This window comes from Bacteroides congonensis (assembly GCF_900130125.1).
Lineage (GTDB): Bacteria > Bacteroidota > Bacteroidia > Bacteroidales > Bacteroidaceae > Bacteroides > Bacteroides congonensis.
Genome location: NZ_FQXY01000011.1, coordinates 1,292,376 through 1,317,879 on the forward strand (window position 1 = coordinate 1,292,376; position 25,504 = coordinate 1,317,879).

Consider the following 25,504-nt stretch of genomic DNA (forward strand, 5'->3'; position numbering starts at 1 on the left):
TACATTGTGAAACAATGAGATGCAGATGCTTACAGAAGAACAGGAAAAAGCCTTATTGGAAGAAATTGAGAAGCTCCGTCAGGATAAAGCGGCGCTTATCAGCAGGGTTTCCTCGCTGGAACAATCCCTGTACTGGCTCCGGAAAAAAGTCTTTGGCCGGATGAGCGAGAAGAGTCTTCCGCTTGATCCCAACCAGCTGTTTCTGTTCTCAAAGGAAGCAATGTCCTCCATGGAAATATCCCGGCTTGAGGAGGAAGTCCGCAAGAGTGAAGAAGAAATCACCAGAACTATAAAAGTAAAGGAAAAACCGGTCCGCAAGTCTCTGGACACTTCCTCACTGCCTGTAGAGATTATTGATCTTTACCCCGAAGGGACAACAGACGAGGAAGGCAGGCTTAAGGATGATTTCATTGAAATCGGAAAGGAAGAGAGTTCACGCCTGGAACGTGTTCCGGCAAAAGTATATATTCTGAAGACCGTCCGTCACAAAGTGATAAGTAAATCCGATATGGAGAAATACCCCGAGGAAAGGCAGATTCTGATTCACCCGCTACCTCTTGTTCCGGTCAGCAAATGTATGGCAGACTCCTCGGTTCTGACAGACATTATCATCGGCAAGTTCATGTATCATCTCCCGTTCTACCGTTTGATACAGCAGTATCGCGAATCAGGAATTAGCATAAGCGAATCTACCATGTGCGGATGGTATGAAATGGCGGTGGAGAAACTCAAGCTGCTGTACAACCTGCTCAAACAGAAGATACTCTCCAGTGATTATATACAAGTGGACGAGAGTGTCATTCCTGTGATGGACAATGAGAAACATAAAGCGAAAAAGGGGTATGAGTGGTGCGTGCGCGACGGCATCACGGGAGACGTCATGTTCCATTATGACCGTGGCAGCCGTTCGGGTATGGTAGCCCGTGAACTGCTGGGATGCTACCATGGCATTGTGCAATGCGATGGCTATGCAGCTTACGAACAGTTTGAGCAGATGAAAGGAATCACTCTGGTCGGCTGTTGGGCACATGTCAGAAGGAAGTACGTGGATGCCCTGGAAGAAAACAGGACGCTGGCCACACAGGCGATTCATTACATCGGTAGGCTGTACAAGGTAGAGTCTGATGCCGGTGAAGCCGGACTCACAGCTGAAGAGCGTAAGGAAAAACGTATTCGTGAGGCCTATCCGCTGATACTTGAATTTGAAAAGTGGCTGCAGGATGCTTATCTTAGAGTGCTTCCTAAAAGCCGCATGGGTAAAGCTATCGAATATACGTACGCGCTTCTTCCCAGGCTTTCCAGATACGTAAACGATGGAAGAATAGAAATTGATGACAACCGCATAGAAAATGTCATAAGACCTTTGGCTTTGGGAAGAAAGAACTATCTGTTCTGCGGCAACGACGCATCCGCATACAGGGCTGCCATCGTGTACTCTCTGATAGCCACCTGCAAGTCTGCAGAAGTAGACCCTAGAATCTGGATGGAAGATGTCCTGAGTAAAATCCCATATTATGAAAGGGATAAAAAGGATATGACAGAACTTCTACCACGTAATTGGGCAAAATCCAATCAAACTTGTTCCGAATAGATACTATTAGTTCCGAATTAACTACGAATAGCACCGATTCGGAACTAATTCACAATATTTGCAACGTGGTTTACCGAATGCTTACAGTTTATCACATGATTATCTTTAGTCCGACCCCGAACTGTGTATGGAACTTGCCAACGGAAGAACCGAACAGGCATCTTTCCCGTGCGTTAATCAGGAATACCACCCGGTCAGTAATATAACTCTCCAGTTCCAGCGTCAGCGCACCGCCATAGACAAAACCGTCCTTATCGGTCAGGGTCGAACCATCAGGTAGCAGCTTGTCACCCCAATTACTTGTTTCGTACCCGGCAAGGGCAGACAAACCCAGCGAAAGGAAAAAGGTTTTCTTCCGGTCTGAAAGAAAGTTCAGGTAGTAACCACTCTCACCTGTAAACTGGCTTACGGGTATCTGTAAATCCTTATAGGGGTAATGCTTTTCGAGGTATTCCCCGCCGATAATCCACCTGTTCCCGTTTTTGGTATAGGTACTCATGGCAGCCCCGAAGTAATAAGCGAAATCGCTTTTACTGTTCCAGTGAACGCCGTCCGCCATGCCGCCCGTAACCTGCAAGCCTTTCATTCCCGGCAGACATCTTTGTGCGTGTGCCCGGTTGAAAGTCAGGCACAGCACAAAAAGGGATATAATACAGCATATCCTTTTCATGTTCATTTGATTTTAAGTTCGTTAATCACTTTGGCTGCCACGACATCCGAGTTCTCCACCCGGATAGTTTGGTGTCTGCCCCCGTTTTTTTCCATCAGTTCAATAACCAAGACCTTATCATCCGGTATAGTGAATTGTGGAACGGTGTACACGGTGCGGACGGTACTTTTGCCATCGATAACCAGTATCTCGTTATAGCTCCGCACCGGGTCAATGACGGTTTCCTGAATAGCCGTTCTTTTGGCTACTTTCTTATCCACAATCTTGAATCGGATAAAATCGGTATCAAACGGCACGTTTGAACTGTTCCTTACCTGTGTGTGGAAGTAAAAAAGCCCGTTATGCGAATAAATGCCCTTTACCAAGAACTGCACCCCGAACCGCTTGCATCCCAAATGCTTTATTTCCCGGTCATTGTTCTTGTAGATGGACTGCATAATCAGCTTTACCAAGAGCGGGCTTTCGTTACCCAATTCACGAAAATAGATGTTCATCCGGGTATGGCTAAAATCCGTTGTGTCCTCATTCTCCAAGAAATCTTTCATTTCGATGTTCAGCATTTCCGGTTCATGTGCATACTTTGCATTAAAGGAATAAAAGCTGCCATCCTCACAGATAACGGAAAAATTGGTTTCACCGGGAAAGCCCTCTGTCGTAGCCTTAACCCTGACAACATTTTCCGCCCCGTCCGCTTTTCCGGCAATAATATAGTTACTGCCTAAGTCCACATACTTAACGGCAGACGGGAAAATAATATGTACTGTTTTGGCAAACGTCACCTGTACGCCGTAAGGTGTCACCATTTGGCGGTAAGGGAGCTTTTTAGTAATGCCCTGATACAAATCGTTACTTTGTGCTTTCACGGAAACCATGCCCATGATAAGAGCGAATAAAATCATTAACTTTTTCATTTGGATTGAAATTTTTATGGTTGATAATTGATAAATAGATTATTGCTGTTTGGCGTAAAGCATCACCTGATAGTTCGCTTTCAGGTGTACCTTTACCGTTCTGAACTTCTTGGCAAGGTATTGCGAACCGCCTTGCATCAAGCCCCTTGTAATATCCATTGCGACCTGCTGCCCGGCACTTTGCGCAAAGGAAATGCTCGTACCCAGCCCGGCGCCGATATTCGCCATCGCTTCCTTTGCCGCTTCCTGTTCCAGTGACGAGGGAACGGAAAGCCCCTTTTGCCCGTCACTGTCGTAAACGGCAAGTTCCACAGGAATGATGTTACCCGCATATTCGAGCGAGGACACCAGTATGTCGAGCCGTTCCCCCTGCACTTTGGCACTTCCCGATACAAGGCTGTTTTTCGGGACAATCACGTTCCCCGCTTGCAACGGTTCTAACAGCCGCAGTTTGACGGTCTGCCCGTCCATAAGTGTTTGGTCGTTATGAATACATGCCCGGATAGTGTTCTTTCCCATCGAATAACCACTGCCGACTGCCGTATTAAACCCATAATTGCGTGGTTTGCTGTATTCGGCGATAAATTCGGCATTGCTCATGGGCTGCTGCAATCCTGAAACCGTCCTGTCCGATATAGCTTTTACGGGTGTGGCACTTCCTTTTTCCTGAATAGCTGCTGTGGGTGTTACTTGTGCTACCTGTCCCGGCTGCCCGCCGTTCATGTATTTTGCCGCCAGTTCATAGGACTTTTCCATAAGAGCCACCTGCTCGTCCATGCTGCCCGCCCCGTTTTTTTTCGCATCGAGTCGGGCAGTGAGTTCTTCCACCTGACGTTTCAGTTCCTCTTTTTCCTTGTCCTCTTTCGGCGTTTCGTAGAAACTGCCTAACTGACGGTTCATGTCCCGGTAAGCTGCCGCCGATGATTGGATGGAGGAACGGCTATTGTTCGGCGTACCCGCCCCGAAATCTATTACATTGGTTTTCGGCTTTTCCGCCGGAGCATCATCTATCAGGGTTAAATCTTCCCCGTTCCCGTTTTCCTCTCCCAGCGAAAAGGCAAAATCCTGTAAGGAGCGCATCTTGTCCGCCTGCTTGTTCTCCATCTGCTCCTGTTCGTAGGCTGTCTTTTTATCGCTGATTATCCCGTCCCCTTTGGGTTGCGGAATATCAGCATTAAATCCGCCCACGTTTTCCACTTTTGCTTCATCCTTATCGGACGGTGCAAAAATCAGGTACATAGACCCCAAGAAAACCAGTCCCATAATCGGATAAACCAGCATCTTCTTTCGCTGCTGTATCTGCTGCGGGGTAAGTTCCTTTTTTTCTTTTTCCTGTTTTTCAGGTTCTTTCTTCCTGTCCGTTTCCGGTGCGGGAACTTCATTCTTCACTTCTTTTTCTTCCATTGTCTGACTGATTAAAAATGTTCGTACTGTCTTTACCTTGTAGCTGCAACTGCCTGATGTGTTCTATCCGCAGGATTTCGCCATCCTCTTTTCCTATCCGGTAAATGGATGATACCGTAAAGTAGATGGATAGCCCGCCGAAGAACAGGAGCATAAGCAGGATTACCGCCAGCCTTATTTCCGGTGTCATGCGTCCGCACAGGTGGCGGAGTTTTTCATCCGCCCAGTCCCGTACATGGGTAATCGCCTGATTCACCGGAGAGAGAATTTTCCGTATCATGGCTTACCGCTTTATGGTGTTTAAATCCTTGTTTTCCGTTATCTCGAAGTTTTCCATGATAAAGCCGTGCGGGTTATTATCACTTCTTACGGCGTTTAATAACCGGCAACGGGTGACAAGGCTTCTTTCCGTCATGCTGCTTTCACGGATAATCATTTGCCGGGCATAGGTAGCCACCGCATACGGGTACACATCGAAATTGCATGAAACGCTGTCTATCTGTATCGTTTGGCTGATATTGCCCGATATGATACGGTTGTAATACCCTTTTTCCGAGAGGTCACGGTAATAGTTGAATGCGCTCTTGTCAGCGAGGAACAGCGACCGTTTGATATTGCTTTCGATAGCGTTCTTATCCGGGGACAACGTGAAAAACAGTTCGTGGAAACGCTTCACGTGTTCCCTTGCTTCGACCGGACGGTTTTGCGAGAGGTCTTGCGAAAGCGCAAGCATCAACGACTTGCCACCGTCCAGCACATAAATCTTCTGCCGTTGAGCTTCGGCAAACGTGTAGGAGTTCCAAACAGCATAACCCGTTATCAGGGTACACATGACGACAAACACAATTCCGAAAAGACGTATCTGTTTGAAACTGGTTTCAATATTCTTTAAACTTTTAAATTCCATCTTGATTTTTATTTATTGGTTACTTTTGATTAGTTTACCGCCGACCCTGCCGCCAGCGTTCCCGGTGGCTGCTCCGGCTACCGCACCCACTCCGCTACCTGTTTTGTTAGCTGCATTGTTGATGTTCCGGCTCATGTTACCCATTCCACCTGCCTGAATAATCCAGTTCGATACGGTGGGGATGGTGAAGTAACCGATGATACCGATTATCATAAAAATGATGTACACACTGTTACTTCCGTCCGGTATGAAATTGGGGTCTGATAGCTCCTGAATATCCTTTTGGAGCATAAGCACCTGTATTCGGGCAAGAATGGAACTGAACAGGTCTGAAACAGGCAGCCATAGGTAAACGGAAATGTACCTTGTTATCCATTGGGTCAGTGTCGCCTGAAAGCCATCATACACGCTGATGGCAAAGGCTATCGGACCCAATATCGCCAGTACAATAAGGAAAAAGGTTCGGATAGTGTCTATCACAAGGGCTGCCGATTGAAAGAGCAGTTCCAAAAGTTCCCTGAACCAGTCCCGGACGGATTGCTTGATATTGTGGGCTGCCCTATCCATGTACATACCGCCCATCGTGGCAATATCTTTGGCAGACCATCCCAGTTCATCTATCTGCTTGTCAAACGCTTCATCCGAAACAAGGTAAGCCGTTTCCGGGTTGCGTACCATCGCTTCATATTCCAGCTTGTCCTTTTGCGCCCGGTAAGCGTTCATATCGAAAGTCTGCGTTTCGAGCATGTTGTTACAGCCCCTTACCACAGGTGACATGACACTGTTAATCGTACCCAGTACGAATGTGGGGAAGAACATAATACAAAAGCCAATCACAAAGGGACGCAGAAGCGGGTAAACGTCTATCGGTTCGGCACTGGCGAGCGACTGCCATACTTTGGCAGCCACATAGAACAAAGCCCCCAGTCCCGCTATTCCTTTGGCTACCCCCGCCATGTTCCCGCATAAAGGCATCATGTCCGTGTACAGACTTCGTAAAATCTGATGCAGGTTATCAAATTCGATTGCTAATAACATACTACTTATTTTTAGAAGTTACCAGTAACGTTCATCCGCCGAACCATATAAAGCCATTACCCGGTCAGTGTCCTTTTTCTTTTTCGCCCGCAGGTAGGAGACAGAAATATTTTTGCGGGTATAATAACTTACCAAGTCCCGGTAGTTTTTGATGGCGTTATACGTCCGGTCGATAACGTCCATCCGTTCCTTGTCCGACATGGAAAGCCCGTTGATGTTCACCACGCTTTTCATTTCTTCCAGCACATCGGAACTTTCCTGCAACAGTTGGGTATATCCGTAGGCAATGGCGGAAAGTTCGTCCGGCGTATAGTTTTCATCCGAAAGCATCTTCTGAAAACTGTTCACATAGATGTCGGAAATTTCCCCGATAAGCAGGATGGACTTTTGCACCTTGCGGGCATCTTTGACAAGGTTATGTACTGATTTAAGCCTGTCGTAGTATTCCTTACCCTGTTGGTAAATCTTCACCGTTTCCTGAAAATTCTTTACCATATTCTGTGCGGTGGATGATGTCTGCACGATGTTCTTTGACGCATTGATAATCCCTTGCGCCAAGTTGCCGGGGTCACTCACGACCCACTGTGCGTTTACCTTTCCGGTAAACAGGCTGCATACTACGAGCAGCATTATAATCTTTGTTCTCATACGCTTACTTCTTTATTGGTTGGTTACTCCGTTTGTATTCTCCGCCGGGTGAAAGCAGAATCCGGTCGTTCTCCTTGTCGTAGGTCAAAAGGACGGAAAGCCCCGTTTCGATGAACAGGTTTCCGTCCTGTTCTGAAATCTGATAGGTTTCCGTTTGGATAGTCCCCCGGTAAGTTATTTTGCGGGTCGTTACCCTATAATGCCCGTTTTCCTCAAAGAGAGAGAACGCCGGACGGTTTTTCACGCTTTCCCAGTCGCCACGCATCGCCCTAAGACGGTCGGCGTTCGTTTCCTTACAGGAAGAAAACCCCAGTAACAAGGTGCATAACAGCACCGGAAACAGGAATTTTAAATGTTTCATACTGATTGATTATTAAATTGTTAATTGATTATTTTTCGGGATTACGCTTGCATTCGGCAAGCCGTTTGATAGCCAGTTCGAGATTGCCGCCCAGCTTTTCAGACAAGGCGAAAAGTTCCATCTTTTCCGTTTCTTCGGTCGTATATGTAAAATATTCTTCCAAACTCACTTCTGTGGCATATACGGCGGACTGTGTACCGCCTAAGCCTATCCAAACTTCCTTGTATTTCCGGTTGGGATGATTGGCAAGGTTGATGGAAAGCACCTGTGAACGCTCTTTATCGGTCAGCCCTAAAAGGTTCTGTATGCTGTCGAACTTGTTACTTTCTTTGGTCGAGCAGTATCTTACAATCCGAATTGTTTATAATACTCTCTTTTACAATGGGTGAGGAAATAATATCTTCCACTTCCTGTGTGACTACAATCGCTTCACCGAAATACTTTCTGACGGTTTTATGTAGGCTAAGCATCCAGCGCCTTATCATATTTCTATGGTAGGTTTCCAAATGCTCGCCCCCGAACCGGACTTACACCTCTCAGCGTATCCGGCTCTCCACTAATTTCAGTCTATCTTTCCGTCATGTATCTTCTTGTGACAACTCCTGCACACGGCAATCGTCTTGCGTTTGCGGGCAATCATGTGTCGTTCCCAGCTTTCCTTACCCTGCAAGTTTTTTAGTTTTCTTACATGGTGCATAACAAGGTCGTCTGTCGCTCCACATAATTCACACTCACGGGCTTGCAGTCTTTCAACAAGGCTTGTCCGCCCCGCAGTATAAATTGTTCGTGGCATAATGTCACATTCCGATTTATAGGTGGGCTTCTTTCGTTTGAAGCCACCGTCGTAAAAGTATCTTTCCTTTACACCTGTTTTAGTCATGTGTTTTATGATAAACCTACCGTTCTTACGATATTTTTTGTTTACCTCACGTGTGCGGCACTTGTATTTGCCTGCAAACGTTTTGTACATGCTGTATTCCATGATGTACTTGAAATTATTCAAGGCATGGGCGCAGTTGTTGGCTATGGAGTAATAATTATAGAAACCCACGATTTCCCGATTATAACTATCAAGGATTTCAAGGTCGTCATTGAATATCAGTCCCGATTTACATTTCGGTTTCCATATTTCCTTTCCGTTACGGTTTGTCAGTTCCAAGACTCCCCAATCGAAAAGTTTCTTACGGACAGTTTCCGTACTGACATTCAAGCAGACCCTTTTACCATAGGTTCTTCTTAATGCTCCTCTTTTATCCCGTCTTTGGTCGTTGGATTTTCTTACAGTAATTTCATATCCGAGAAACTTGGCAGCTCTTTCCGTGTGGGTGACAAGTGTCTTTTCATCAGACAGTTCCAATGCCAGTCTGTCAGCAAGGAAGTTTTTAATATCTTCCTTTATCAGTTGCGCATCCTGCTTGCTTCCGATAATTCCCACGAGAAAATCATCTGCATATCTTGCATATTTCATTCTCCTGTAATCAGCATCCATTTCTTCACCGTTGGGATATTTAGCCCGTCCTTGTTCTATTGCTTTCAGTTCAAAGATTAGCTTTTCCCTTTGCCTTTCGTCTTTTACGGACTTCAATCTTCGCACAATACGTTTTCTTGCATTGCCAAAGTCCATACTTTCTCTACTGAATTTTCGTTTCTTCCCTTTGTCGAATTTGGCTATGTATTCCTTTATATACTTATCCAGCTTGTCAAGGTATATATTAGCCAATATTGGGCTGATGATACCCCCTTGCGGTGTGCCACTGTAAGTATTGCGGAATTGCCATTCTTCAATATATCCAGCTTTCAAAAACTTGCGTATCAATCGGATGAATCGTTCATCCGCAATGCGCTCCATGAGAATGTTTATCAATACATCATGGTTTATATTATCGAAGAAGCCTTTTATGTCTCCCTCTACAAACCACTTTGCACCGCTAAACTCCTTTTGGATATGAGTTAATGCAGTATGGCAGCTTCGATTGGGACGGAAACCATGCGGGGTGTATTCAAAATTTCCCTCATATATGGCTTCCAATACCATTCTTACCACTTCTTGTATCAGCTTGTCATTGAAAGTCGGTACGCCAAGAGGTCTTTTCTTACCGTTTTTCTTCGGTATGTACACCCTCTTTGACGGTTGAGGCTGGTACGTCTCATCTTTTAACGTATCAATCAACTTTTCAATTCGTTTCAGGCTCATGTTGTCAATGGTCTGACCGTCCGAACCTTTAGTCATGTTGCCCTCTTTGGCATATATGCGCTGATAGGCAACATAGAACATTTCCTCATTGAACAAAATTCTGTAAAGACGTTCAAACTTATAGCTTGCATCCTTACTGTGTTCTGATAGACTGTTTAATACTCTTTCTGGACTTCTCATAATGTCTCTCACATTTTCCGTTAATTGTATTAATAATTAGCTGCTTCCCTTCGCCATGTACAAGGCGTTACCTTGCTCGGACTACTATGGAAGCTCCGTTACCACTCCGAATTTTCATAGGTCAAACCTAATAGCCTTTCGGCACTTCGGGATAGGTAATCCCCGTTTATTGCATCGTAACTGTTGGCATGATAGATTGTCGGATACGACTTCCGTCCTTTACTCGCTTACTGCGGTTGTGTCGTGATAAGTTCTTGCTACGTTCATACCTTTACACTGAAGTAGTATCACGATATGGCGATTGATAGTTACCTTACGCCATAGCCTCGAGGGGGACCACTCGGACTATCGTTCAATCAATTCGGACTTTATCCTCATATCTATCTTTTCATCTTGCCATTCAGTCGCAGTTTGGTAACTAACTGACTTATGACTTTTCCGACATGCTACACTCCCTGCTCGGTTAAGCTTTCCCGAAACAGATAAGTCGGCTGATGATAGGTTATTTTCAAAGAACACTTTCCTAATCTCTTGCCAAAGAGATGTTTACGATGCAACCTTTACGGGCGCACAGAGGTACTTAATATAATCCGCCATGTTCGCCGATGCAATCGCTTTCCACGCTTCTTCTATCAATATTAATTTTCTGATACCCTTTAGTTTACGCATCTTGTTAATGAACACTTCCATGATGATAATCGTAGTAATCGGGAACAGGATTTTGTGGTCTTTGATATTATCCAACTCAAAGACAATGAAGCGTTTATGTAACAAATCAAGCTCCTTGTCGGAGTTCAGCAGGTAGTCGTATTCGCCCCCTTTGTAGTAAGGTTCTAATACATTCAGGAAATTGTCTATATCAAAATCCTTTTCCCGGACGTTCTTTTCTTGCAGGTGTTCCCGGTAATCGGTTTTCACATACTCGTAGAACGTATTGAAGCAGGGAGTAACCGAACTGTCCTTAGTAATCAGTTCGATATAGGAACTTACAGCGTTTGACAAAGCCACTTCTTCCGCCCGTGTGGGTGCTTCATCGTCCCTTTTCCACAGGGTCAGGATAAGCGTTTTGATACTCTCCTTTTTCTCAATATCAAATACCCCATCTTCCACATAGAAAGGATTGAACGCTATCGGGTTTTCGGTGGTATAAGTGAAATATATTCCATCTTCCCCGTGTGTTTTGCGGTTAATCATTTCACACAGCCCCAAGTAACTGTTTCCTGTATCGACCAACAGGACGTGCGCCCCTTGTTCGTAATACTGGCGCACCATGTGGTTGGTAAAGAATGACTTGCCGCTACCACTCGGCCCAAGTATAAACTTGTTGCGATTGGTAATGATACCTTTTTTCATGGGTAGGTCTGAAATATCAATGTGCAACGGCTTTCCAGTGACCCTATCCACCATCTTGATACCAAAAGGGGAAAGCGAACTTTTGTAGTTCGTTTCTTCAGTGAACAGGCAAAGAGCCTGTTCGATAAAAGTGTAGAAACTTTCTTCCGCCGGGAAGTCCCCCTGATTGCCGGGTATGCCCGCCCAAAACAGGGTCGGCGTGTCGGTGGTGTTATGGCGTGGCTTGCACTCCATAAGTGCGAGCTGGCTGCCTACATCGTTTTTGATATGCTTTAGTTCGTCCCGGTCGTCACTCCATGCCATGATATTGCAATGGCATCGCACGGAGATAAGCCCCTGTGAATGTGCTTCGTTCAAATATTCCTCTATCCAAGCCTTGTTTATCTGATTGGCACGGCTGTATTTGGAAAGCGAGTGCATATTGCGAGCCATCTTTTCAAACTGTTTCAGGTTCTCCGTATGGTCGTCAATGAAGATGTACTGGTTATAGATATGGTTACAGGAGAGCAACACGCCCACCGGAGAAGCAAAAGATAACCTGCAATCGCTCCGGTCGGTGGATAACTTTTCATAGCGGGTATCTGTTCCCACCTTGCCCGGCATATCTTCCGCATCCGAAAGGGTATGCAAACAAAGAATATCATCGCCAATCTTCATTTCGTCAGCACCCAGTGAAATATCTTTCAGTGTGGTGGTGTCGGTCTGCGAAAGTGAAAAGTATTTTTCCACGATACCCGCCGTTTCCCTTGTTCCGGTGATTTCGTCCGAGTTCAGACGGGTAAGGGTAATGAAACCGCTATCGTTCATAATACTTTCAAACTGCCCCACCGCTTCGAGGAACTTTGTAACCGTTTCCTTGTCCTTAATCTCTTTTGGGACAAGGAAGCCCCGGCAAAGGGTGGAGAAGTTACTCTGCATCCGGCTGCGTTCCTTTGTCGTTTTCGTCAGGAACAGGTAGCAGGTATGATTTAAGAACGGTCGTTCATTGAAATGCCGTTCAAAGGAACGGGAAAGGAAACTTAAATCATCCTTTTGGATGTCAGGCGTATAGTTTTCTTTGATGAACCAGTCCTGTTTGTGTACGATGCTGTAATCGGGCAGCACCTTTACCGCCTTGTTCCAAGCGGAATGTATCGCTTCGTATTCGGCTGCCGTGACGGTGAACAGTTCGGGCAGTTCCACTCGGAACGCCACCGTTATGTCGGCATCTTTGGAAACGATGCACCCGTTTTCCACCGTGAACAGTGGAAACTTGTTTTCCAGCGTGGTAGCCTTTAATATATTTCTCATTTCGATGCTTGTTTTAAATGGAATAATCGGGATATGGCTTTTCGGTTGATGATATGGAAAGGGTGGCTTTTGCGTGCGGACAATTTCATTAACCCGTGTGTCCCGTACTTTTCGTTTAACCGGAATGTGAGCCATACAAGCAGCGTTGCCGAAGTAACGCCGAAGATGATGCACACCCACTGGTTAATGCCTACCATGTACATGATGATGAAAAGCACGAACAGGGCTAACAGCCCGCCCGCAAAAATGAAAAGATACTGACTTTTCAACCCCCGAAACTCAACTGGCTTGCCTATCCCCCTGTTAATCGGATAGTCTGCCATAGTCCGTTCTTTTAGAGGAAGAATGAACGTAGGATAGTGGCAGCGACAATCAAAAAGATACACGCACCGAACCACGAAGCCGCTGTTTTACTGGTGTCAGGGTCGCCCGAAGAAAATTTACCATAGACTTTTACGCCGCCAATCAAGCCGACCACCGCACCGATGGCGTAAATTAATTTTGTCGCCGGGTCGAAGTAACTTGTTACCATGTTGGTAGCTTCTGTAATACCCGCCATGCCGTTACCTTGTGCAAAAGCGGAGGATGCAGCCAAAAGAACGGCTGCCGAAAAGAGAACTTTCTTTTTCATTATAAATACATTGATTTTTAAATTGCCGGACGGTTGGATAGTCCGCCCGGCGGATTGATAAATAATTGAATTTTTGTGGTTGCGGGGAGTGTTCCCCGTGTTCGGAAAGGTTTGTCTTAACCGTAATCTCTTTGTTTCATCATCTTATTATTTAAAGTTTACCATTAAAGAAAATCGTTCATGTCAAAGTCTGCCATTTCATTACTTCCGGCAACCGGAACGGTGACGGGTACGGGTATCTCATGCTTTTGTAAAAGTTCTGCCACCCGTGACCTGCCCCCGTTAATCTGTTCCACCAGCGAATGAAACAGGTTTGTTTCCGTCCGGCAGATGGTTTGTACCGCTTGCCGTTCTTCCATTTCGGACGCTTGCTTAACCTGAATGACCTGTACCATTTGCCCCAGTTCCCCCAGCGTGACACCCTGTGCCATTTCCGGTTCACTGTTCCCCATGTAACAGGCGATTTCTTCCTCTTCGATTTCATCCGGCGAAATATCCGGTTCTTCCGTTTCAAACTCCATTTCAAATTCGGTGTCAATCGCTTGCGGGGCAGGTATTTCTTCCTCTGCTTCATCACTTTTCGGGACAAATATAGAAGCATTATCAACCCCTTTTGAAAGGTGTCCTAAGATGTCCCCGTTTGTCCTCATTTGTCCCACCCGGTAACGGCTTGCACCTACAAGAGAATCCCTGTTTCCGGTTTTCACGGTCGGTTTGCTTTTGGGCTGCTCCGGCTGCTTTTTCCCACCCGTGAACCATGTTCCCAAGCTATCCCTGTATCGCCATAAGAGGATGGCGTAATACAGGAGTGTTCCGATAATAAACCATTTCAACATATCAGAACGGCTTTTCAAATTTGCTTTCGTACAGTTCGTTTATCTCGTCCTGAAACTGGTCGAAATGCCGGAGCAGGATATTTTCTACATAGCTGCTCACGGTTGCCTTGCGTCCGCCGATAACGGTTACTATCTTCATTAGCTTTTCATGTGTGGCACGGCTGACATATAACGGTTGTCGGTCGGTCAAGTCCACCCGCATGAAATAGGTTTCCCGGTAATCGCCCGGAGCGTTCTTTTTCCGGCGGGCAGGTTCTTTCAATGCCTTTTCTTCCTTTGGTTCTACCTTGATTTCCGGTTTATCTGCCATTTCCACTGCACCCGTTTTATCATCCGGTTTATCCGGTGTTTCTATTTCCGTTTTCACCGTCACTGTTGGCGTTTCCTGTTTCTTCACGGGTAAGCCCTGTGAAATAATCTCTTTCATAAAATCCTCGTCAATTTGCGGTTTCCCGCCGCTTTGCTTTGCCATATCGTTACAGTTTTATAAGGTATGCGATTTCGGTTATCAGTTCTTCCATGTTGCTGCCTTTTACCAGCCGTTTGTCCGCCGGGAACAACGTAGAACGGAACACGGTTTTACGTTGTGCGTCCAGTTCCTTTTTAAACCTTTTGGTGTCCGGGATAAATACTTTCATAAGGGGTAGTTCCAGTTCCCCGATGGTCTGCTCATACAGGGTGTAGAGGTCTGTCTTTTCCCGCCCATCTACCATGTTCCAAAACAGGTGCAGCCCTTTCAGGCGGCACGCTTCATTCTTTACCAGCAGTTTATGGATAGCCACTGCAAAGGAAAGGCTGCTTTCCAATACCACCCGGTCGGCGGCTATGGGGGTAAAAATATAATCCACCCCTGAAAGGGAGTTGATAACGCCCTCACTGTTCACCGTTCCGGGCAGGTCGAAAAAGACCACATCATAATCCATCCCGGCAGACGCAAGAAATTCATCCGCCGTTTTTATCGCTTCGTCCGGCGAACTGCAAAGCACCGGGTACGCTTTCTTTCCCAGTGTCTTGAACTGGTGAAAGGCAAGCCGTTTGTAATACTCATCACTGTTCACCTGTTCGGCATCCCGTTTGCGCATGGCACTGATACTGTGCTGCGGGTAGTCGCAATCCACGACCGCCACGTTGTACCCTTTCAGGTAATACAGGTAACTTGCCACCAAGACGGTGAACGTTGTTTTGCCGACCCCGCCCTTTTGGGTGGAGAAAGCTACATACAAGGTTTCTTTCTTCATTGTCATTTTGAATTATTGTGATACATCTTTATTGTTTTCCATCCGTTCAGATTGACAGACAGAGTATTTTCTTTCGTTCCATACAGGAAGCCCGAAAGCAGGAATGATTTCTTTCTTCCTATTCTTGTTCCTTTCAATCTTTCCACAAAGACGGACAGTTTTCTTTCCCGATTGAAAGACTGTTTTCTTTCAATCATTCCATCCGGCTTGTATTCCTGCTTTCTTGAAAGATTGCAATCTTGAAATCTTGTTTTCAAGTTTTCAAAACCGCTTTCTTTCCGTCCGCTTGCCGTTACATATTCCCATCCGTCCATATTGCTTTCTTTCTTAAATCCGGGACAAATAAACGTAGAAAAACAACCCGTTTCGAGATGTGTCCTCAAATGTCCTCGTTTGTCCTCATTTGTCCTATAATCCGCTATTTCACAGCATTTTTAATACCCGTTACTTTGCAACCGAAAGGTATCGGTCAGGCTAACCAAGCCCCCGCCGCCGGGAGCGTTCCAATATCCGCTAACTCCAATCCGTCCGTAGGCGGATTTTTATTTGCACTGGCAAATAGCAAGGTGTGTTCTAAGCAGCTTGAAGTTCTTTCAGCAGCTTTGAACGCCTTGCCCGGACGAAGCCGGGATAGGGTCACTCCGAAGTCGTAACCCTTTAAAAAATGTAGCATGAAACAGAAAAATGAAAATGCGCCCCGTCCGGGTGGCGCAGGACGCAAGCCCAAAGCAGACCCGGCAGTGTTCCGGTACTCTATCAGCTTCAATGCGATAGACCACTCCCGCTTTTTGGCATTGTTCGACCAGTCCGGTATGCGCACGAAAGCGCATTTTATCACCGCCCGTATCTTCGGCGAACCGTTCAAAGTGATTAGAATCGACAAGGCGGCAGTCGAATATTATACCCGGCTGACCGCTTTATATTCCCAGTACAGGGGAATTGCCGTGAATTACAATCAGGTGGTAAAGGCTCTCCATACCAATTTTTCAGAGAAGAAAGCTCTCGCTTTTCTCTATAAACTGGAAAAGGCAACGATGGAACTTGCCGACCTGAACTGCCAAATTATTGAACTGACCCGTGAATTTGAAACAAGATGGTTGCAAAGATAAGCGTAGGCAGTTCCCTGTTCGGTGCGCTTTCCTACAACCAAAACAAGGTGGATGAAGAGCAGGGAAAAGTACTTTTAAGCAATCGTATGTTTGAAAGTGAGGACGGGAATTTCAGCATCCGGCGATGTATGGAATGTTTCGATATGCACCTGCCCGCAGACCTGAAAACGGAAAAGCCGATTATCCATATCTCCTTGAACCCGCACCCGGACGATGTGCTTTCAGACAGCCAGCTTGCGGACATCGCCAAAGAATATATGGATAAGTTAGGGTACGGCAACCAGCCCTATATGGTGTATAAGCACGAAGATATTGCAAGGCATCACATCCATATCGTTTCCATCCGGGTGGATGATACGGGTAAGAAGATAAACGACAAGTTCGAGCATATCCGCAGCAAGCAAATTACCCGTGAACTGGAACAGAAGTACGGGCTGCATCCGGCAGAGAAGAAACAGGCAGCCGACCGCCCCGAACTTAAAAAGGTGGATTACCGGGCAGGGGACGTAAAGCACCAGTTATCCAATACGGTGAAAGCACTTGCCAGCAGTTACCGTTTCCAAAGTTTCACGGAATACAAAGCGTTGCTATCTATATATAATGTACAGGCGGAGGAAGTGAAAGGGGAAGCGAACGGCAAACCCTATAACGGTATTGTCTATTCAGCGACCAATGACAAGGGAGAAAAGCAGGGAAACCCGTTCAAATCTTCTTCTTTGGGTAAGTCGGTAGGTTACGAAGCCATCCAGCGACACATCAAGAAATCCACAAAGGACATTCAGGACAAGAACTTGAAAGAGCGTACACGCCGGACGGTTGCCGCAGTGATGAAATCCGCCCATAACCGTAAGGAACTGGAACAAGAACTGAAAGCGAAAGGCATAGATGTTCTTTTCCGGCAGAACGATACAGGCAGGATATACGGTGTAACATTCATCGACCACGAAAACCGTACCGTCCTGAACGGTTCACGGTTGGGAAAGGACTTTTCCGCCAATGTGTTCAATGACCTGTTTTCCGGCTCCCGTACTTTGACGGGAAACAGCAAACAGGAAACGCAGGAACACACGCCGGAATTTAACCCGACCGGACACCTTGAAAATACAGGCAATACCGTTGCCGGACTGTTCAGTCTGTTATCCGGCGGGGACGATGCGCCACCCGACAACAGCCAAGTTCCGCCACCCAAGAAGAAAAAGAAGAAGAAACAAAGACGTATTTAATAACTATAAAATTTCAATTATGCAGAATGAAGATGATTTAAGAGGACTTGCAAAGGTCATGGACTTTATGCGGGCAATCAGTATTTTATTTGTAGTGATAAACATCTACTGGTTTTGTTACCAGTCGTTCCGGGAATGGGGTATCAATATCGGGGTAGTCGATAAAATCCTGTTGAACTTCCAGCGTACCGCCGGGCTGTTCTCCAATATCCTGTACACCAAACTCTTTTCAGTGGTATTCCTTGCGCTTTCCTGTTTGGGTACAAAGGGAGTGAAAGAGGAAAAAATCACATGGAACAAGATTTATGTGTTCCTGACTATCGGTTTTATCCTGTTTTTCCTGAACTGGTGGTTGCTGGCTCTGCCCTTGCCACTGGCGGCAAACACGGCATTGTATATCTTTACCATGACAGCCGGGTATCTTTCCCTTTTGGCTGCCGGAGTATGGATTTCACGTTTGCTGAAAAACAACCTGATGGATGATGTGTTTAATTTGGAGAATGAAAGTTTCGCACAGGAAACACGCCTGATAGAAAACGAATATTCTATCAACCTGCCGACACGGTTCTACTACAAGAAGAAATGGAATGATGGGTGGATAAACGTTGTAAACCCGTTTAGGGCAAGCATGGTTTTAGGCACACCCGGTTCGGGAAAATCGTATGCGATAGTCAATAATTACATCAAACAGCAAATCGAAAAAGGTTTTGCTGTTTATATTTATGACTATAAATTCCCCGACCTTTCGGAGATAGCATATAATCACCTAATCAACCATTTAGACGGGTATAAGGTACAGCCTAAATTCTACATGATTAACTTTGACGACCCACGTAAAAGTCACCGATGCAACCCGATAAATCCGGCATTTATGACGGACATATCGGACGCATACGAAGCCAGTTATACAATCATGTTAAATTTGAACCGCAGTTGGATAACCAAGCAGGGAGATTTCTTTGTGGAAAGCCCGATTATCCTGCTGGCTTCTATAATATGGTTTTTGAAAATCTATCAGGGTGGCAAGTATTGTACATTTCCGCACGCCATTGAATTTTTGAACAAGAAATATGCCGATACATTTACTATTTTAACCAGCTATCCCGAACTGGAAAACTATCTTTCACCGTTCATGGACGCATGGGAAAGTAATGCGCAAGACCAGCTTCAAGGGCAGCTTGCAAGTGCTAAAATCCCACTTTCCCGTATGATAAGCCCTGCTTTGTATTGGGTAATGACAGGGGATGATTTTTCACTGGATATAAACAACCCGGAAGAACCTAAGATTTTGGTAGTAGGCAATAATCCCGACCGTCAGAATATCTATTCCTGTGCTTTGGGTCTATATAATTCCCGCATCGTGAAGCTGATAAACAAGAAGCACCAACTGAAAAGTTCCGTAATCATTGACGAACTACCGACCATCTATTTTCGGGGACTGGATAACCTGATAGCAACGGCACGAAGCAACAAAGTAGCGGTCTGTTTGGGCTTTCAGGATTTCAGCCAGTTACGCCGGGATTATGGGGATAAGGAAAGTCGTGTAATCGAAAATACAGTAGGTAATATCTTTTCCGGTCAGGTGGTTTCCGAAACGGCAAAAACGCTTTCAGACCGTTTCGGAAAGGTCTTACAAAAACGCCAAAGCATGACTATCAACCGGAATGATAAATCAACCTCTATCAGTACGCAGATGGATAGTTTGATACCACCCAGTAAAATATCCAATTTAACACAGGGTATGTTCGTGGGTGCAGTCAGTGATAATTTCGATGAAAGGATAGAGCAGAAAATATTCCATGCGGAAATTGTGGTGGATAATGATAAGGTGAAACGGGAAACAGCCAATTACAAGAAGCTGCCCCAAATTATAGATTTCAGGGACGAGGACGGGAACGACCGGATGCAGGAAGAAATACAGGCAAATTACAACCGGGTCAAGCAGGAAGTCCAGCAGATTATCATGGATGAAATGGAACGGATAAAGAACGACCCTGAATTGCAATATTTAATAAAGGAATAGTAGTTTATATCGTTTCGTTGGTGTTGTTATATCGATAATCGTGTTTTTATTTACGATATTTGATATATTTATATCAATATGCTTGTTTTGTATTACGAAAAATGCTACATTTGCCACATAATTGATTTTAATGGATTATGTACACAGAAATATTAAGAATAATAGAAGGGGGATTAGCTAAAGACACGAAAAAAGTCTATAGCTATTCCAAGTTACTTGCCGAAAAAATGGGCAAGGATGGAGATAGCAGGATGTCTAAAATGATTATGAAAGCAATAGAAAATAGAATGGCTACGACTATTACTATGGATGAATTGCTAACAACACCTGTTGACCAAGAAAGCCGATTGAGTATTGTAGATGTATCAGTCCCCTCGGTTGATAGTACGCCAATTGTTCTACCAAAATTGATAGATAATAAAATAGCAGACTTTATTAATGTTGTAAAACACCAAAGTCAGTTAATTCAAAAAGGAGTAGAAACGTCAAATTCACTACTTCTTTATGGGAGTCCGGGATGTGGAAAAACAACTATTGCTAAATATATATCTGAAAAAACAGGATTGCCCTTAGTCGTTGCAAGGTTTGATGCCATTGTGTCTTCCTTATTAGGGAATACAGCCAAGAATATTAGAAAAATTTTTGACTTTGCTGATAATAAACCTTGTATTTTATTTTTGGATGAATTTGATGCTATTGCGAAAGCAAGGGATGACCAATATGAATTAGGAGAATTAAAAAGAGTAATAAATAGCCTCTTGCAAAATATAGATTCTTTTGCAAAACAGAATATTCTTATCGCAGCTACTAATCATCCAGAATTGTTAGATAAAGCAATTTGGAGAAGATTTAATACGGTTATAGAAATAGGTGTTCCTCAAGATGAAGAATTAGTTAGACTATTAAAAACTTTTGTAGATGATTTTAATACGGATTTTACGACTGATGAAAAAAAATGCGATAAAATAGCTAAATTACTTATTGGTAAGTCGCCATCTGATATAAAAACAATCATCAATAATGCAAAAGCTAAAATTGTTATAAGCAATAGAGATATTCTCCAATATGAAGATGTTCTGATTGAATTGTTTGAGTTTAACAATAGAGGTAATCTTACTGTTGACGGGTTAGTAGAATATTTGAATGACAATGGAGTTCCCCAAGCGGCTATTGCTGATAGGATGGGGATTTCTCTTAGACAAGTTCGCAATTATTTAAATAAACAATCATAGTTATGGCAAAAAATCTTCCTATTAAGTTCTTTCAAAAAAGACAAAAAGACGAATTAGATACGGAAGGTGGTAGTAGCAATAAGCCACCTAAATGGGTCAATCCTGAAACTGTATGTGAGAAATCAATACATTTTAGACAAGTGTTAAATGAAGTTGCAGAATCTTTGTCAAGAAAAGTGAGACGTAATAACTACGTTCCTTCTGTTGTAAAATTAAAGATGAATTCTGATGCCTTAGCTAAAACTTATCGCAGAGAAGTTGCAAACCTATTTAATGTAGGTAAGTTAAATACGATTGGAGTAAGTGGTGAAGATGAGGTTTTGGTTAAAATAGATAACAAAGATGATTTGCGAAGAATTTCTGATAAAATAGCATATGCAGAAATGAGCCATCCTACTCCTTCTGTTATCATAGGTATTTCTGCTATAATTAACATTGAAGAGTTTAAACCTCAAGTTAATGTAACACCTACTGCCGGAACAATATTGAAAGTCAAACTATTTAACTACTATGACAATTCTTTGAATAGTGTCTTAATTAAAGAATTTGAAAAGTATTGTAAAGAGCATAAGTTAAATTATAAAAGTGTTCCTTATTCTGGAGAACTGAATATTTACCGAATAGATGGTATCACTATAGACGCATTTAATGAAATAAAAGAATTTGATGGTATTCAATTAATATCAGAGATGCCAACTTATGATATTACTATGGATTCTGTTTCTGAAAAGAATAATATACCTGTAAAATATCCTAAAGCTGGTATTGAATATCCGGTAGTAGGAATATTGGATACAGGAATTGCAGATATAGATCATTTAAAGCCTTGGCTATGTGACGAAAGCATTACATACTATTCTAAAGAAGATGTAAATAAAAGTCATGGAACTTTTGTTGCAGGAGTATTATTATATGGAGATGAATTAGAGGGGGAAAATTATACTGGATTTGATGGGTGTAGGTTATTGGAAGCTATTGTAATGCCAGATACTTCAAAACAAAGTATAACTGAAGATGAATTGATATTTCAAATATGGGATGCTGTCAGTAGAAATCCTGATGTAAAAGTATGGAATCTTTCTTTAGGAACTAATAGGGAAGCTGATTTATATGAGTTCTCTGATTTTGCCAAGGCATTAGATGAAATACAAGAACAAAACAATGTTCTTATTTGTAAATCAGCAGGTAATTGTACTAATTTTAAATTGAATGCTCCGGTTGAACGAATAGCAAAATCAGCAGATACTGTAAGAGGTTTGGTTGTAGGTTCTTTAGCACATGATAAAAATAATACTGATATTGCAGAAAAAAATAATCCGTCTCCTTTTTCAAGAATTGGACGTGGTCCTTCACATTTAATAAAACCAGATGTAGTTCATTTTGGAGGTAACGTGGGATTAGATAGTTTCAATAATATTACAACAAACCCTGTTAAATCATTTTCGGTTTCAGGTCAAGTAGTTGGGAATGTTGGTACAAGTTTTTCAACGCCCAGAATAGCTGCAATAACTTCTGGACTTGATGCGATGCTAAATGAATCCTTTAATCCAAACTTATTAAAAGCTTTAATTATACACTCTGCAAAATATCCGGAGGAGATGAAAATGCAGATAGCTGATAAAATTAAATATACAGGATTTGGACTTCCTTCTAATGTTAAAGATATTCTTTTTAATGAACCTAATGAAATAACACTTATACTTCAAGATACATTAGAAAGAGGACATTTTATTGATATACTTGATTTTCCATTTCCTCAAAGCATGGTGGATGATGAAGGCTATTTTTATGGAGAAGTTACAGTTACATTAGTTACATCGCCTATTCTGGAGGTTTCACAAGGTGCAGAATATTGTCAGTCTAATATAGATGTTATGCTTGGCACATATGATGAAAAGATAGAACGTGATACTACAAAGCGAACTGTTAAGAATCCTATTGGTGCGGACGGAAGGCAAAATGTTTTAGCAATGGCAAATTATAGCAAAAAAGCATCCAAGGACATCACTTCTCCTTTTGCAACTGAACGAATGCTGGTTGCTTATGGTGATAAATTCCAGCCAGTCAAAAAATGGAGTGTAAATTTTGATGAATTTACGCCTGCTAATAAGGAGAAATTTCTAAAAGCACCTAAGAATTGGTATTTAAAGATGGAAGGATTGTATCGTCATTTTACAGAAGAAAAATGTGAGATGGAAGATAGAACACCAAGCCAAGACTTTTGTCTTGTAATAACCATCAAAGATACCAAAAAGAAAGGTAATATATACAATGAAGTTACTCAATTGCTTGATAATTTTAGTTTTATACATAGCAATGTGAAAGTTAAAGAAGAAGTACGAATCAGATTAAATAGCTAATAAACCAAGAAAAAACAATAAGCCTCAAAAGCGGGTAACTTTTAAGGCTTTATCATAGGAATGTTAAAACTATAGGAGTATTACAGGGTTGGTTACCCTTGCCATTCCTACTTTATTGAAAATCCAATATTACTGCAAATATAGTCATGTTTTCAATAAAACGAACAGATTGCAATATATTTCAATATTGGTTCGTCCTATCGGGAAAACTCATTACCCGTTATTAATGAGAATATAGTTAGTCATTTAAAAAAGAAATTTTATGGCACGAAATGGTAAAGTTGGCGATGGACATCGTAATGGGGCTGTAAGAGGAAGAACTCAAACCTTTAATCCTAAAACAGGTAATTGGGTTAAACGAAATTCCGAAACAGGAAAATTTATGGATGTTAAATCAGATGGTACTCCTTTTAAAGGAGTGACAAAAGAGAAATAGTTTTAATTTTGACGGCTGTCCAGTTTCTCTGGGCAGCCATTTTTTCATTTTATTAGGCTTAGAATATATGATAAGATGTTATAGTAATATTCCTTTTGTAATAATTTTATGGTACAAAACAATTAGTGATTTAAAAAGATACTTCTTTCTTAATCTCTGATTAAAAAAATTATTGGGATTTTAGCTATTAGTCAAAAAGCTACAATAGTGAGCAATGAACTTTAACCTCTTTTTCAATGATTGCAATATTTATTTGTCTGCCTGCGGACAAATGAAGCCAAACGGGGACTAATGAAGCCACCCGTTCCCAAATCCTTAAATATACTCTATTTCATCCGTACTTTTACTTTCGATAATTTTATTTATTCACTAAAATTCAAAAAGTTATGGATGTAAACACAGCCAACCAGTCCACCACTGACGAACAGATGATGGATATTCTTCTTGTACTGGATAAGGAGAAAAAGACAATCAGCGCAGTAAAAGGCGTAGATGAAAACGGGGAACTCCAAACTGTACCACCGGAGAACAACAGCGAACTTTTGAAATTCGACCGTCACGGTGATTTCTTTTTCAACTTCTTTTCCAATATGATGAACCAGTTGAAGAACCCGACCCGTTTTAACTTCTTCAAAATCCCGAAGATTGAACTTCCCAAAATCGAGCCGATGATTAGAGAGAACTTCAATCATCCGACACCCGAAAATGAAGCAGACATAGACCGTTACCGGGTAAAGCCTGAAACATTGAAACAGGAAGTGAAGAACGAACAGCCGACCCAAACGCAGCAACCGCAGCAAGAACCAACGGCGCAAGCACCGCAGCAACCTGACAAAAGTAAGTATGTTATCGATCCTGACAAGGTGGACTGGGAAGCCCTGAAGAACTTCGGGCTATCCAAAGAACAGCTTGAAAAGGCAAAGGCTTTAGAACCCATGTTAAGGGGGTACAAGTCACCCGGTGCGTTCTCCATCGCAGGAAACTATAATTCCGCCATTATGAAACTGGATGCACGCCTGTCTTTTCGGCATGACAAGGACGGGAATGTGGTTTTGGCTATACACGGCATCCGCCAAAAGCCGGAACTTGAACGTCCGTTCTTCGGACATGAATTTTCCAAAGAGGATAAAGCCAATCTTCTTGAAACGGGCAATATGGGACGCATAGTAAACCTGAAAAACTATATCACAGGAGAAATGATACCCTCTTTTATCAGCGTGGATAAGGTGACGAACGAACTGGTTTCCATGCGTGCAAGCAGCGTCCAAATACCCGATGAAATAAAGGGTGCCAAACTGAACAAGGAACAACAGCAAGCCTTACGGGAAGGAAAAGGGGTATTCCTTGAAAATATGATTTCCAACCGTAAAAATCCCTTTTCCGCAACCGTTCAGGTCAATGCCGACAAGAAAAGTCTGGAATTTATCTATCCCAATGCCAAACAGTCACAGGAGCAAGGGCAGAAACAGGCGCAGCAGAACAGCCTTGTCACCAGTGACGGTGTAACCATTCCCAAAAGCATTTCAGGAATAGAGCTATCACGCCAGCAACAGCAGGATTTAGTCAATGACAAGACCATTTTTGTTGCCGGACTGAAAGACAAGAGAGGGGTAGAATACGATGCTTATATTCAGGTGAACCATGATAAGAAGAAATTAGGCTTTTACAGCGACAATCCCAGCTTTGACCGTTCCGCCGTGAAAGAGATTACTCCGGCAAACAAGAACCGCACACAGGTGGCGGTCAATTCGGAGGGCAAGACCAACGAAGCCACCAAGAAAGTGAAAGAACCCTTGAAAAAGGGTCAGGACAAGCCCACTGAAAAACAAAAGACCAAGCAGGATAAAAAGGAGAAGCAGGAGTAAGCGG

At 43.3% G+C, this 25,504-nt stretch carries 23 protein-coding genes and 3 pseudogenes; 9 read left to right on the forward strand and 17 right to left on the reverse strand.

Annotated features, from left to right (window positions below; genetic code table 11):
* The first annotated feature begins 25 nt into the window (after positions 1-25).
* Positions 26-1,591: an IS66 family transposase gene (gene tnpC, locus BQ7997_RS22665; RefSeq protein ID WP_159436740.1), complete on the forward strand. Its 1,566-nt coding sequence runs from the start codon at positions 26-28 to the stop codon at positions 1,589-1,591.
* Between the two features lie 91 nt (positions 1,592-1,682).
* On the opposite strand, the gene BQ7997_RS22670 is transcribed toward tnpC, so the two are convergent.
* From BQ7997_RS22670 to BQ7997_RS22750, 17 genes and pseudogenes are all read right to left on the reverse strand, one after another.
* The gene (locus tag BQ7997_RS22670; protein WP_044544889.1) at positions 1,683-2,261 is read right to left on the reverse strand and encodes a conjugal transfer protein TraO; all 579 of its coding nucleotides are present in this window, start codon (positions 2,259-2,261) and stop codon (positions 1,683-1,685) included.
* A 2-nt stretch (positions 2,262-2,263) separates the two neighbouring features.
* Positions 2,264-3,172, reverse strand: coding sequence for a conjugative transposon protein TraN (traN, locus tag BQ7997_RS25255; protein WP_044544890.1), 909 nt, complete (start codon positions 3,170-3,172; stop codon positions 2,264-2,266).
* Between the two features lie 39 nt (positions 3,173-3,211).
* Entirely contained in the window at positions 3,212-4,576 is a 1,365-nt protein-coding gene (gene traM / locus BQ7997_RS25260; protein WP_073348150.1) for a conjugative transposon protein TraM, read from the reverse strand.
* Complete coding sequence (locus BQ7997_RS22685) at positions 4,551-4,856, reverse strand: TraL conjugative transposon family protein (RefSeq protein ID WP_044544892.1); 306 nt, start codon at positions 4,854-4,856, stop codon at positions 4,551-4,553. Before BQ7997_RS22685 ends, traM begins: the two co-directional genes overlap by 26 nt.
* Positions 4,857-4,859: 3 nt before the next feature.
* Positions 4,860-5,483, reverse strand: a complete 624-nt coding sequence (traK, locus tag BQ7997_RS22690) for a conjugative transposon protein TraK (protein ID WP_073348151.1) — start codon at positions 5,481-5,483, stop codon at positions 4,860-4,862.
* Positions 5,484-5,495: 12 nt separating this feature from the next.
* Entirely contained in the window at positions 5,496-6,521 is a 1,026-nt protein-coding gene (gene traJ / locus BQ7997_RS22695) for a conjugative transposon protein TraJ (RefSeq protein ID WP_044544894.1), read from the reverse strand.
* 18 nt (positions 6,522-6,539) lie between these two features.
* Complete coding sequence (locus tag BQ7997_RS22700) at positions 6,540-7,169, reverse strand: DUF4141 domain-containing protein (protein WP_087879900.1); 630 nt, start codon at positions 7,167-7,169, stop codon at positions 6,540-6,542.
* Between the two features lie 4 nt (positions 7,170-7,173).
* Positions 7,174-7,530 carry a DUF3876 domain-containing protein gene (locus tag BQ7997_RS22705; protein WP_044544896.1) on the reverse strand — a complete coding sequence of 119 codons (357 nt, stop codon included), beginning with the start codon at positions 7,528-7,530 and terminating at the stop codon, positions 7,174-7,176.
* Between the two features lie 28 nt (positions 7,531-7,558).
* A pseudogene (locus BQ7997_RS22710) lies at positions 7,559-7,991 on the reverse strand (TraG/VirB4 family ATPase); the annotation flags it as partial.
* A gap of 101 nt (positions 7,992-8,092) precedes the next feature.
* Positions 8,093-9,904, reverse strand: a complete 1,812-nt coding sequence (locus BQ7997_RS22715; RefSeq protein ID WP_073348152.1) for a reverse transcriptase/maturase family protein — start codon at positions 9,902-9,904, stop codon at positions 8,093-8,095.
* Positions 9,905-10,462: 558 nt separating this feature from the next.
* Positions 10,463-12,547 (reverse strand): annotated as a pseudogene (locus BQ7997_RS22720) (TraG family conjugative transposon ATPase); the annotation flags it as partial.
* Positions 12,544-12,870, reverse strand: coding sequence for a DUF4133 domain-containing protein (locus tag BQ7997_RS22725; protein ID WP_073348153.1), 327 nt, complete (start codon positions 12,868-12,870; stop codon positions 12,544-12,546). The pseudogene BQ7997_RS22720 and the gene BQ7997_RS22725, both read right to left, overlap by 4 nt.
* 11 nt (positions 12,871-12,881) lie before the next feature.
* Positions 12,882-13,178 carry a DUF4134 domain-containing protein gene (locus BQ7997_RS22730; RefSeq protein WP_005926215.1) on the reverse strand — a complete coding sequence of 99 codons (297 nt, stop codon included), beginning with the start codon at positions 13,176-13,178 and terminating at the stop codon, positions 12,882-12,884.
* A gap of 164 nt (positions 13,179-13,342) precedes the next feature.
* Complete coding sequence (locus tag BQ7997_RS22735; RefSeq protein ID WP_073348154.1) at positions 13,343-14,014, reverse strand: immunoglobulin domain-containing protein; 672 nt, start codon at positions 14,012-14,014, stop codon at positions 13,343-13,345.
* 1 nt (position 14,015) lies between these two features.
* Complete coding sequence (locus BQ7997_RS22740; protein ID WP_073348155.1) at positions 14,016-14,486, reverse strand: DUF3408 domain-containing protein; 471 nt, start codon at positions 14,484-14,486, stop codon at positions 14,016-14,018.
* A gap of 4 nt (positions 14,487-14,490) precedes the next feature.
* Positions 14,491-15,252: a ParA family protein gene (locus BQ7997_RS22745; RefSeq protein ID WP_073348519.1), complete on the reverse strand. Its 762-nt coding sequence runs from the start codon at positions 15,250-15,252 to the stop codon at positions 14,491-14,493.
* A gap of 2 nt (positions 15,253-15,254) precedes the next feature.
* Positions 15,255-15,566: pseudogene (locus tag BQ7997_RS22750) on the reverse strand (hypothetical protein).
* 135 nt (positions 15,567-15,701) lie between these two features.
* On the opposite strand from BQ7997_RS22750, the gene BQ7997_RS22755 reads away from it, so the two are divergent.
* The 8 genes from BQ7997_RS22755 to BQ7997_RS22785 all read left to right on the forward strand — a co-directional run bounded on the left by BQ7997_RS22755 (position 15,702) and on the right by BQ7997_RS22785 (position 25,500).
* Positions 15,702-15,905 (forward strand): hypothetical protein, encoded by a 204-nt coding sequence (locus BQ7997_RS22755; RefSeq protein WP_235817343.1) that lies wholly within the window; start codon positions 15,702-15,704, stop codon positions 15,903-15,905.
* 18 nt (positions 15,906-15,923) lie between these two features.
* Positions 15,924-16,361: a conjugal transfer protein MobA gene (mobA, locus tag BQ7997_RS22760; RefSeq protein ID WP_073348157.1), complete on the forward strand. Its 438-nt coding sequence runs from the start codon at positions 15,924-15,926 to the stop codon at positions 16,359-16,361.
* Entirely contained in the window at positions 16,346-17,584 is a 1,239-nt protein-coding gene (gene mobB, locus BQ7997_RS22765; RefSeq protein WP_073348158.1) for a conjugal transfer protein MobB, read from the forward strand. Before mobA ends, mobB begins: the two co-directional genes overlap by 16 nt.
* A gap of 19 nt (positions 17,585-17,603) precedes the next feature.
* Entirely contained in the window at positions 17,604-19,607 is a 2,004-nt protein-coding gene (gene mobC / locus BQ7997_RS22770) for a conjugal transfer protein MobC (RefSeq protein WP_073348159.1), read from the forward strand.
* Positions 19,608-19,744: 137 nt separating this feature from the next.
* Complete coding sequence (locus tag BQ7997_RS22775; protein ID WP_073348160.1) at positions 19,745-20,839, forward strand: AAA family ATPase; 1,095 nt, start codon at positions 19,745-19,747, stop codon at positions 20,837-20,839.
* Between the two features lie 2 nt (positions 20,840-20,841).
* Positions 20,842-23,199, forward strand: coding sequence for a S8 family peptidase (locus BQ7997_RS22780; protein ID WP_073348161.1), 2,358 nt, complete (start codon positions 20,842-20,844; stop codon positions 23,197-23,199).
* 262 nt (positions 23,200-23,461) lie between these two features.
* A complete protein-coding gene (locus tag BQ7997_RS25755) occupies positions 23,462-23,635 on the forward strand; it encodes a hypothetical protein (RefSeq protein ID WP_087880416.1) in 174 nt (57 codons plus the stop codon).
* A 386-nt stretch (positions 23,636-24,021) separates the two neighbouring features.
* Positions 24,022-25,500: a DUF3945 domain-containing protein gene (locus tag BQ7997_RS22785; RefSeq protein ID WP_073348162.1), complete on the forward strand. Its 1,479-nt coding sequence runs from the start codon at positions 24,022-24,024 to the stop codon at positions 25,498-25,500.
* The last annotated feature ends 4 nt before the right edge of the window (positions 25,501-25,504 follow it).

Bases quoted from the DNA above. Each gene is read 5' to 3' on its own strand.
- tnpC (WP_159436740.1), top strand. From the start codon at position 26: ATGCTTACAGAAGAACAGGAAAAAGCCTTATTGGAAGAAATTGAGAAG.
- BQ7997_RS22670 (WP_044544889.1), bottom strand. From the start codon at position 2,261: ATGAAAAGGATATGCTGTATTATATCCCTTTTTGTGCTGTGCCTGACT.
- traN (WP_044544890.1), bottom strand. From the start codon at position 3,172: ATGAAAAAGTTAATGATTTTATTCGCTCTTATCATGGGCATGGTTTCC.
- traM (WP_073348150.1), bottom strand. From the start codon at position 4,576: ATGGAAGAAAAAGAAGTGAAGAATGAAGTTCCCGCACCGGAAACGGAC.
- BQ7997_RS22685 (WP_044544892.1), bottom strand. From the start codon at position 4,856: ATGATACGGAAAATTCTCTCTCCGGTGAATCAGGCGATTACCCATGTA.
- traK (WP_073348151.1), bottom strand. From the start codon at position 5,483: ATGGAATTTAAAAGTTTAAAGAATATTGAAACCAGTTTCAAACAGATA.
- traJ (WP_044544894.1), bottom strand. From the start codon at position 6,521: ATGTTATTAGCAATCGAATTTGATAACCTGCATCAGATTTTACGAAGT.
- BQ7997_RS22700 (WP_087879900.1), bottom strand. From the start codon at position 7,169: ATGAGAACAAAGATTATAATGCTGCTCGTAGTATGCAGCCTGTTTACC.
- BQ7997_RS22705 (WP_044544896.1), bottom strand. From the start codon at position 7,530: ATGAAACATTTAAAATTCCTGTTTCCGGTGCTGTTATGCACCTTGTTA.
- BQ7997_RS22715 (WP_073348152.1), bottom strand. From the start codon at position 9,904: ATGAGAAGTCCAGAAAGAGTATTAAACAGTCTATCAGAACACAGTAAG.
- BQ7997_RS22725 (WP_073348153.1), bottom strand. From the start codon at position 12,870: ATGGCAGACTATCCGATTAACAGGGGGATAGGCAAGCCAGTTGAGTTT.
- BQ7997_RS22730 (WP_005926215.1), bottom strand. From the start codon at position 13,178: ATGAAAAAGAAAGTTCTCTTTTCGGCAGCCGTTCTTTTGGCTGCATCC.
- BQ7997_RS22735 (WP_073348154.1), bottom strand. From the start codon at position 14,014: ATGTTGAAATGGTTTATTATCGGAACACTCCTGTATTACGCCATCCTC.
- BQ7997_RS22740 (WP_073348155.1), bottom strand. From the start codon at position 14,486: ATGGCAAAGCAAAGCGGCGGGAAACCGCAAATTGACGAGGATTTTATG.
- BQ7997_RS22745 (WP_073348519.1), bottom strand. From the start codon at position 15,252: ATGAAGAAAGAAACCTTGTATGTAGCTTTCTCCACCCAAAAGGGCGGG.
- mobA (WP_073348157.1), top strand. From the start codon at position 15,924: ATGAAACAGAAAAATGAAAATGCGCCCCGTCCGGGTGGCGCAGGACGC.
- mobB (WP_073348158.1), top strand. From the start codon at position 16,346: ATGGTTGCAAAGATAAGCGTAGGCAGTTCCCTGTTCGGTGCGCTTTCC.
- mobC (WP_073348159.1), top strand. From the start codon at position 17,604: ATGCAGAATGAAGATGATTTAAGAGGACTTGCAAAGGTCATGGACTTT.
- BQ7997_RS22775 (WP_073348160.1), top strand. From the start codon at position 19,745: ATGTACACAGAAATATTAAGAATAATAGAAGGGGGATTAGCTAAAGAC.
- BQ7997_RS22780 (WP_073348161.1), top strand. From the start codon at position 20,842: ATGGCAAAAAATCTTCCTATTAAGTTCTTTCAAAAAAGACAAAAAGAC.
- BQ7997_RS25755 (WP_087880416.1), top strand. From the start codon at position 23,462: ATGGCACGAAATGGTAAAGTTGGCGATGGACATCGTAATGGGGCTGTA.
- BQ7997_RS22785 (WP_073348162.1), top strand. From the start codon at position 24,022: ATGGATGTAAACACAGCCAACCAGTCCACCACTGACGAACAGATGATG.